Here is a 9,425-nt window from a genome sequence, read left to right as displayed (position 1 = left end):
ACAACTACATTGTAACGAATTTTTTCTCAGAAGGGAACGATGAAACAAAAGGAATTAAAATAAAGTAGCATTTTGTAAGAAAAAAGGTATATTTTTCATGCATCACGAACAATATACCTTTCAAAACACGAATTATAGCTTTTCTTTATACAACTCTAACTTTTCTAATAATTGTTCTTTTACGCCTGGCCATTCACTCGAAATAATACTATACACCACTGCATCTCTCACATAGCCGTTTGTCAATTTTCTTTCATTTCTAAGCACGCCCTCTTTAACTGCACCTAACCTTTCAATTGCTCGTTGTGCTTTTTCATTCCTTGCATCCGTCTTAATTTGCACTCTCAACATATGCAATTTTTCAAAAGCATACTGGAGAAGCGTATACTTACACTCTGTATTTATACTCGTACGTTGCACACTTGGATGATACCACGTTTGTCCTAACTCGACTGTTTTATCTTCTACTGAAATATTGTATAGACGTGTACTTCCTACAATCGTATTCGTCTGTTGATCCACTACAACGAAAGGTATTTGAGAACCCTTTCCATAACCTTGTATCGCTTTTTGAACGTATTGCTGCATATCTTGCACACTATCCATTTTAGAGATTAAATACGCCCAAATATCTCGATTTCCTTCTACAATCGAAAACAAAGTTTCGACATCATCACTATCTATTAACCGTAACTTTGCTCTTTCGTGAATCAGTTCCATTTGTAAGCCCCCTTTGTTGTTACTATATCATATGAAACCGAAACGTTTTATAAGAATAATAGAATATTTTTTAAAGACTTCCTTTTCAAATATAGTCTTCTCGTATAGGGTGGAAGGTTCATCAACAACCTTTAAAAAGGAAAATTTTGATAATTACCAATAAATGCTATATAATGATAAATGGGAGGGGATAAAAATGCTAGATCAAATTACTTGGGGAACGCCAGGCAGCTTATTATGCTTAGGATTCTTTTTTGCAGGTTTAGGAATCTTCTTAAGAAGTATTACTTCATATACGAAAGATAAATAAAAATACCCCGCTTTTAATCAAAAGAAGCCTTCCTTTTACAGAAGGCTTCTTTTGTTATAACTTTATCTTTAACTTTAAAGCAACAAATAAGCAATCGGCGTAATAATAAGTAACGTTAAAATCGTTCTTTGTACGTAGAGAATAATAAGTTCAGATACTTTTAACGGAATGTCTGTCGATAAAATACAAGGAATAGAAGCTGAGAAGAACAATATAGATGATACCGAAACAACCGCAATGACAAACTTTGTCACAAGTGGTGCACTTACAACTAGAAGAGAAGGTAAAAACATTTCTGCAATACCAACGGATGCCGCTTTAGCAGCTAGTTCTGCTTCTGGAAGCTGTAAAGCCCACGTAAATGGATAGAAAATATAACTGATCCAATCAAATATTGGCGTGAATTTTGCTAAGACGATACCAATTAATCCGACTGACATAATGGATGGCAAAATCCCCATCGTCATAATAAATCCATCTTTTAAATTCACTGCAATATTTTTCGTGATACTCGGTGCAGATTTCGATACTTCTAACGCGTCTTCCCAAGCGCGTTCTAACATTTTCTCCTTATAAACAGGCTCTGGGAACCCTTCTTCTGTTACATATGTATCTGGTTTTCTACTAAGTGGTGGAATTCTTACGGTGATAGCAGTTACGATGAATGTTACAACGAGAGTAGTCCAAAAATAAACATTCCATACATGCATAATGTCTAATGTTTTTGCGATGATGATCATAAATGTTGCGGATACTGTAGAAAAACCTGTAGCGATGATCGCTGCTTCTTTTGTCGTATACTTTCCTTCTTTATACACGCGATTCGTAATTAATAAGGCTAAGGAATAACTTCCAACGAAGGAAGCAACCGCATCGATCGCTGATCGTCCAGGTGTTTTCCATAACGGCCTCATAATTGGACGGCAAAACGTACCGATAAATTCAAGTAATCCATACCCGACTAATAACGCTAAAAAAGCCGAGCCAATTGGAACGAGTAAACTTACCGATATTACTAATTTTTCATATAAAAACGGTCCTACATCTGGCGCAAAGAACCAAGCTGGCCCTACTTTCAAACAATATAGTACACCAAAAACGACACCAACTACTTTTAAAATAGAAAAACAAATGTCTACGAGGGACGTATTCCATTTTTTCGTATAAAACGGATAGATTGCCCCCACTACCATAACGAGTAGTGCGTAATAAGGTACTACGCTCGGAACGGACGCCCTAATCCAAGATACGATATGATCAATCATAATGGACGAAGCACCGTTTATCGTAACTGGTACGAAAAACATAAACACCCCAACTAGACTAGCGAGTATAAAACGAAGAATAATCCTCTTCTCACTCCCTGTCTTAATTACATTCCTTTTTAATTCAATTTCACTCAAAATTCGACACCCCCTATTTATCTAAATATTCTGTATAATTACATTAGATTCCTTCTTTTGGTTTCTAATATTTAGTCATATGAAAAAGCCTATTTTAAAATAGGCTTTTTCTATTACCTCCCATAATCATCCACAATCACTTGAATGACATGATACGATTCTTCTGCCACTATCTTATTACAAGTCTTATTCGCATCATATGTAATTAACGCCTTCCAAAGTGCCCATCCTCTCGCTCTATTCCACGTTTCTTCACCTATGCACAGTACTTCTTTAAATATCTTTCTACTACTTTTATCAAAAAACGTCCATGCCATCGCTGCATCGCAAGCAGGATCTCCTACTCCTAAAATACCAAAATCAATTACGGCACAAAGCTTTCCATCCTTAACGAGTAGATTTCCTGGTGCAACATCTCCATGAACCCAAACTGGTTTACTCTCCCACGTTGACAGAAGTGCTAAATCCCAAAGATGCTTTAATACTATTTCATCAAAAACATTCTTATTATTTTCAATAGCACCTCTTGCCTCTCCATCATATACAGATATAAGCCCACCTCGGTAAAAATTATGTGCTCCAGCTACCGGTCCGTTACTCGCATCAATAGATTGCAATTCTACTAAAAATGATCCTAAATTTGCCGCAAATTCATTTAAGTCACGAACATTTTGTTTCGTTACAGCATCTCCTTCTATCCACTTATTAATAGACCAAGGCCATGGATACTCTTCAGATGGATTTCCTTTCGCAACTGGTGCAGAAATCGGTAAAGAAAGCTCCTTACTTAATATAGGAAGCCACTTGTTTTCTTTCTCTACTTGCGGTGCATATGCCGCATCACTTGGCAATCTTACACTCATCTTATCCCCTAAGTGAAATGTTCTGTTATCATGCCCACTAAACTTTACAGGTTTCACCTCTAAATGTGCCCATTCAGGAAACTGTTCCCCTATTAATCTTTTAACTAAACCAGTATCAATTTGATTCATTCACTATCTCCTTTTCTTTTGAAACTTACTAAGTCCGTCTGTTATTGTCGTTTTTGTGTTATACATTCATTATATAACACCATTAATTACTACTTTTAAATATCTCTTCTATGCTACTTAGCTTACATCTAAACAAAAAAACGCTTCACTCCTAGTGAAACGTTTTTTATCTTTTAAGCGTTTAATTCAGCTTTAGATTCTTTTATTGCACTACGTTTGAAAGCAGTCGCTAACATAATAACCATGCTTACCGCACCAATCCACACAAGCACGGTAAGAGGTGTACTCCAGCTTAACCCTTTTCCGAAGAAGAAGATTTCTCTAAGGCCTTCGATCATAAATTTCATTGGTAACCAAGAATAAACCCAATCTTGATAAAATGGCGACAACATTTCCGGCGCTAATGATAATAACGGTGCACCGAAGAATAGTAAGAGTGCGAATACACCAATTCCCTTTAGTCCGACTAATGAAAGTACCGCCGATATCATTAAGAAAAAACTAAAGGATGTAATAGATAAAAACAGTGCCGTATCAGTGAAGTTTGAAATATTTAGTCCTACTATTCCATCCGCAATCCATGTAAGACCGAACCCAATTACAAGTGCGGCAATTGCGCCTGTTACAATTTGCTTTAGCTTTAATACAAAATTTTCGTTTTTTGTACGAATCGGCATTTTACTTATCGCAATAAAGATAATTGCTGCACTTGCTAAACTTGCGATCCATAACGGCTGGAATAATGAAATTGGTGAGTTACCGTTCGCACTATTTTTGCCGATTTCATTTACGTTTGTCACTTTCTTAGTAATCGGTGTTACTAATTTCGCAGCTTGGTCTGTTGTTAAAGCAGCCCCTTTTGCTTTCAATCCTTCTAATAGTTGTATACGAACATTGTTGTTCATATTATCAACTACAGTATTTAACATTTGTCCTGCCATAGTTGATGCAGCTGTATTCATTCCTTGATTGATGAATATTTCTACCTCTGGCGAAGATGGCTGTGGTGTTCGTAATGATGATTGTTTTGTGCTAAAGTCTTTCGGAATAACTAATGCTGCGTAATACTCTTGATTATTTAATCCTTTTTGAACTGCCTCTTTATTTTTCACCTCTACCCACTTCACCGCAGGTTCTTCATCTGATTTTGATGTCTTTTTCATATTATCAACAATCGTTTGCCCCATGTTCATCTTCGGTTGATTCGGAATCTCTACCCCTTGATCCTCATTTACAATTGCGATTGGTAAGTTTTTTAGCTGCGGTTGAACGGTTGGAAATAACGTTAACGAAAAAATAAAAACAACTAGTAGTGCAATAACTGGTGATAACAATAAAAGTTTATTTTTAAACATTCTCTTTTCTCCTCCTTACATTTGATTTATAATAACCAACAACGTGTTGTTTATTTATATTTTGAATTATATGTTCGAGGTGAGCTTTATACAATAATCAAAAATCGTAAATGTGTCGGTTATCATACACATCCTTGAAATGTGTTGGCTAAAATGAAGGAGGGATATACTTTGCGTGATAGTAATTTAGATTTACGTGTTGTTCGTACGAAAACTGCCATACGAAATGCATTTGTGGAATTAATTGAAGAAAAAGGATTTGACGCCATTACGGTGAAAGATATTACAACGAAAGCAAACATTAATCGCGGTACTTTCTATGCGCATTATCAAGATAAATTTGATTTAATGACGAAATGCCAAGAAGAAATTATGTATGAGTTTTCTAGCATTGCAAAACAGAAATTTCCAGAAGTAATTGCAGATCTTGGATCAAATCCTTCCCCAACAATGCCATTTCTACTTATCACTTCTATTCTTGAATTTCTAAATGAAAATAGTGATTTTATGAAAGCTGTACTTAGTCCAAAAGGAGATTTATCTTTCCAAACAAAGCTGAAAGACTTTATGTGGAAAACACTATTTGAAGATACGAATGGTGCTCTCATTAATAAAGAGAATTTACTTGTCCCAAGCCAATACTTAGCTTCTTATATGGCATCTGCTCATATTGGTGTTATTCAGCAATGGTTAAATAACGGGCAAAAAGAAACACCTGAGGAAATTGCTCATATTTTATCAACAATCGCAGTTCATGGACCTTTTTATGCAGCTGGTTTAAAGAAATAAGTCAAGTATATATGAAAAGATCATCCACTATAATAGCGGATGATCTTTTATTTCATTACAACATTTCAATATACCCTTCTGTTCCATTTACCCGAATTCGTTGCCCATCTTTTATTAGCTTTGTAGCATTCTCTACTCCAACAACTGCTGGTAATCCATATTCACGTGCAATCACTGCCCCGTGCGTCATAAGTCCACCGACTTCGGTCACTAACCCTTTTATAGACACAAACAATGGTGTCCAGCCAGGATCAGTAAAAGCAGTAACTAATATATCGCCCTCTTCTAAATTTGCTTCTTCCATGCTTAAAATAACGCGTGCTCTTCCCTCTATTACTCCTGAAGAAACAGGCAGACCTACAATGGCATCAGACGGGAGGTTTTCTCGTTTATATTTACCTGTAATGATTTCTCCATCAGACGTCATAACGCGGGGAGGTGTTAGTTTTTCATATAATTTGTAATCATTTTTTTGTTTTTGGATAAGCTCGTAATCTAGTTTATTCGTTCGAACAACTTCGTGAAGCTCTTCGAAAGTTAGATAGTATATATCATCGACTTCATGAATGACACCGCTTTGCACAAGTTGCTCAGCTTCTTTCAATAATGCCTGCTTATATATAAAATAACGATTAATCATGCCGTATTTTGGATATTCACGATAGCCGATACAATTACGGATATTGCGAATCATTCGCTTCGTCTCTTCTACTTTTTGTTTACTATCCGGTAAGTGCTGCAATCGATCTACTAACTCTTCTTCTTTTTTCAAAGCTTCTTGCAGCCCTTCTTCAAACTTCCGTTTACTCGCACCCGCTTCAAAATCTCTTATATTATTTAAAATCATCGGGATAATAGTAGTTGGCTTTTCACTCCAGCGTGTTTTCGTAATGTCAATTTCTCCGCTACATCTCATTCCGTATTTATTTAGAAAAGCAGAAATAGCACCTCGAGCTTTCTCCCCACCTTTAAACTGAACTAGTTCATTTAAAAAGCTATCATCTTCTACATGTTGTAAATACGCAATAACTTCTGGATACGGCCGAATCACATCAGCAACATCCATTAATGCTAAACCCATTTCAGACGTAATATTATTTTGTACAGATTGAGAAAGCGTGTCTGCTGCATTCTTTTCACCTAGCCATTGCTCCATCTTTTCATTGATCCATGTTGAAGCATTCATACCTGCCATAATGACAGCCATACTTTGCGGATGAAATAGTATTTTCTTTAATTGCTGAATATCTTCCAAAATAAAATCAAGTACATCCACCCCTGATTTCGTTTGCATGTTTCGTTTTAACTCTTCGATTGATGCTTGACTCTTCTTTATTAAATCCATAACGATTGCCGGATTGTTTTCGATTTGTGGTTGCAAGCTTACAGGTGGTCCGCTTTTACCAACACTCTTTTCTTTTTCATCATCTGGTAACAATTTAATAAAATCATCTCGCTCGACTACAGTCGTTAATGCATCTTTAATAAGTGGTTCCGAATTCCCTATCGTATTTAATAAAAGTTCTCTACTAGTAGGCGAAGCCAATCTTTGTGCAACATCAACAAACAGCCTTCCCCCAGCTTGAAACCTCGGTCCAAAGGATGTTAACTGAAATAAAGACATTCCTAATGGCTTCAAAGGATCAGTCATCATTTGTTGGTGACCAACCGATACATACACATGATTTTCCTGATCATTTGCTTCCGGAATTGGATATAAAGTCGTGATTGGCCTGCTTTGGACAATATAAAATGCATCATCAACTAAACACCATTCGATATCTTGCGGACAACCGAAATAAGCTTCGATCTGCCTTCCGATCTGTGCTAACTGTAAAATTTGTTGTTCAGACAATGTTTGAAGCTTTTGCTGAGCTGGATCAATCTGTTTCGTCTCTGTTCCGCCCTCTTTTAGAGCATAAATAGCTAATTTTTTAGTTGCTATCATCGTTCCGGTAATTTCGCCTTCTTTTACTTTATAATTATCGGCAGAGACCACTCCTGATACCAATGCCTCTCCCAGCCCAAAACTGGCATCGATTGATAACACCTTTCGGTTAGAAGTAACTGGATCAGCAGTAAATAAAATGCCCGAAGCCTGCGGGAAAACCATTTTTTGAATGACAACACATATAGAAACTTGATTATGTTCAAAACTATTTTGTATGCGGTACATAACTGCTCGCTCTGTATATAAAGAAGCCCAGCACTTTCTTATATGCTGCAAAATCGCTTCTTTTCCGGTGATATTTAAATACGTATCTTGTTGACCAGCAAACGAGGCATACGGTAAATCTTCAGCCGTAGCACTAGAACGCACGGCATACGCATGTTCATTTCCAAAACGTGAGAGATAATGAGCCACTGCTTCCACTACATCAGTAGGGATTTCTACTGCCATAATGACTTCCCTAATCTTCTTACTAATCTCACCAATTTGAGCTCGGTCTTCACGTTTCAGCTTTTTTAGCTGCTGCAACAAAGTGTGCAACTCTTCATTTTGCTCGACGGCCTTTTCATATCCTACTGTTGTAACACAAAATCCTTCTGGTACTTGTATTCCTTGAATATTTGTTAACTCCCCTAAATTCAAACCTTTTCCACCAACAAGCGAAAGCTGCGTGTTTTCTATTTCCTGAAAATCGAGAACGAAAGAACTCATGTAACATCTCTCCTTACTTTGCATGTGTTCTTGATTGTAGCAGTAGTAAATGCAAATAAACAGTCTATTTCGAACTTGATTTACATGATATAATTAAGTTAGGAAGAGATTAAAAAATACCCCAGTTGCATAATGAAGCAACTGGGGCTTCTTATTTCCGCTCAATTTCAAATTATAATTTACTCACAACTCACTTCAATATAATTCTGTTTTTCCCCTTTTTTTTATAAAACACCATTAATTATCACACACAATTCTTACCTCAACAAATAGTATATAACCCGAAATATGCTTTAGTTTATCCTCCCGTGAGCCTTTTCACATAAGGTTTTATACATACATATATTATTTATAATGAATTAGTTCTCCTATTTTTCAAAAGCATATTCTGTGTCATAATAACGCTTTTTAGAATATATATACCTTCTATTTTTCCAAAAAAGGATGATTGTATTGGAAATGAAAAAACTTCAAGGAATGTATGATGATGTTATTAGTTTAGGGGAAAATTGTTATACTGCTATTCATCTAAAAAAATATAGGTTGCGGAAATATTCAGGTCCTCTAGATTGGTTTGTATCACCGGATCTTTCTTCTATCAACGAATTATTGAAAAATAACTTTATAGACTTTATGGAGTTAAAAAACATGCACGCAATGCCGGATCAAAATGTTGTGTTTAATGATGGTGTGATACAACCTGTTTTTTCTCATATTATAAAAGACACAAAATATAACGTAACATCTTATCATGATTTCCCTGTTATTCCAAATGAAGATTGGTTCATCACATACCATGATTTTAAACAAAAATTAGATCGAAGAATTGATAATCTTTACAAAATAATTTATAATTCACAATCCATTTTATTTGTTAGATGGGGCGGAAACTTGACTGAAGCACTAGAATTACAAACAGTTTTATCAAATATTGTTAAAAATAATTTTAAGATCCTTTTACTCTATCCAACAGGACTTGAAAATGAAATAAACGAATTAGAATGGGGGCTTGATCATGTTTTTCCCATTCAAGTTTCAAGTAATTATCTAAATAAAAGAACTTGGTATATCCTCTTAAAAGATATACGCTTAAACTCAAATAAATAGTATAAACTACGACTTTACAATCAATATTTTTTGTTTGCACTTTATATAAATTGATATGTCTCCACCTTAATTCTAGGAGTAAATTAT

At 35.6% G+C, this 9,425-nt stretch carries 7 protein-coding genes; 2 read left to right on the top strand and 5 right to left on the bottom strand.

All coding sequences use genetic code 11. The annotated features are described in order from the left end of the window. Positions 1-132: 132 nt before the first annotated feature. The 4 genes from KI369_RS07635 to KI369_RS07620 all read right to left on the bottom strand — a co-directional run bounded on the left by KI369_RS07635 (position 133) and on the right by KI369_RS07620 (position 4,780). Positions 133-720: a GNAT family N-acetyltransferase gene (locus KI369_RS07635; protein WP_212955584.1), complete on the bottom strand. Its 588-nt coding sequence runs from the start codon at positions 718-720 to the stop codon at positions 133-135. Between the two features lie 384 nt (positions 721-1,104). Beyond that, the gene (locus KI369_RS07630; RefSeq protein ID WP_212955583.1) at positions 1,105-2,433 is read right to left on the bottom strand and encodes a YjiH family protein; all 1,329 of its coding nucleotides are present in this window, start codon (positions 2,431-2,433) and stop codon (positions 1,105-1,107) included. A gap of 113 nt (positions 2,434-2,546) precedes the next feature. Continuing rightward, positions 2,547-3,425, bottom strand: a complete 879-nt coding sequence (locus tag KI369_RS07625; RefSeq protein WP_212955582.1) for an aminoglycoside phosphotransferase family protein — start codon at positions 3,423-3,425, stop codon at positions 2,547-2,549. Between the two features lie 173 nt (positions 3,426-3,598). Next, positions 3,599-4,780 carry a YhgE/Pip domain-containing protein gene (locus KI369_RS07620; RefSeq protein WP_212955581.1) on the bottom strand — a complete coding sequence of 394 codons (1,182 nt, stop codon included), beginning with the start codon at positions 4,778-4,780 and terminating at the stop codon, positions 3,599-3,601. A gap of 171 nt (positions 4,781-4,951) precedes the next feature. On the opposite strand from KI369_RS07620, the gene KI369_RS07615 reads away from it, so the two are divergent. Next, positions 4,952-5,569, top strand: a complete 618-nt coding sequence (locus KI369_RS07615) for a TetR/AcrR family transcriptional regulator (RefSeq protein ID WP_306467432.1) — start codon at positions 4,952-4,954, stop codon at positions 5,567-5,569. A 55-nt stretch (positions 5,570-5,624) separates the two neighbouring features. Here KI369_RS07615 and ppsA read toward each other — a convergent pair whose 3' ends face one another. Then, on the bottom strand, positions 5,625-8,231 hold the full coding sequence (gene ppsA, locus KI369_RS07610; RefSeq protein ID WP_212955579.1) for a phosphoenolpyruvate synthase: 2,607 nt from the start codon (positions 8,229-8,231) through the stop codon (positions 5,625-5,627). A 444-nt stretch (positions 8,232-8,675) separates the two neighbouring features. Between ppsA and KI369_RS07605 the strand changes: the two genes are divergently transcribed. Then, a complete protein-coding gene (locus KI369_RS07605) occupies positions 8,676-9,338 on the top strand; it encodes a DUF1796 family putative cysteine peptidase (protein ID WP_212955578.1) in 663 nt (220 codons plus the stop codon). Positions 9,339-9,425: the final 87 nt, after the last annotated feature.

The organism is Bacillus sanguinis, assembly GCF_018332475.1.
Classification (GTDB): Bacteria; Bacillota; Bacilli; order Bacillales; family Bacillaceae_G; genus Bacillus_A; species Bacillus_A sanguinis.
This window is presented reverse-complemented; position numbering and strand designations above follow the sequence as displayed.

Excerpts from the sequence above, each read along its gene's own strand:
- KI369_RS07620 (WP_212955581.1), bottom strand. The coding sequence starts at position 4,780 with ATGTTTAAAAATAAACTTTTATTGTTATCACCAGTTATTGCACTACTA.
- KI369_RS07625 (WP_212955582.1), bottom strand. The coding sequence starts at position 3,425 with ATGAATCAAATTGATACTGGTTTAGTTAAAAGATTAATAGGGGAACAG.
- KI369_RS07605 (WP_212955578.1), top strand. The coding sequence starts at position 8,676 with ATGATTGTATTGGAAATGAAAAAACTTCAAGGAATGTATGATGATGTT.
- ppsA (WP_212955579.1), bottom strand. The coding sequence starts at position 8,231 with ATGAGTTCTTTCGTTCTCGATTTTCAGGAAATAGAAAACACGCAGCTT.
- KI369_RS07635 (WP_212955584.1), bottom strand. The coding sequence starts at position 720 with ATGGAACTGATTCACGAAAGAGCAAAGTTACGGTTAATAGATAGTGAT.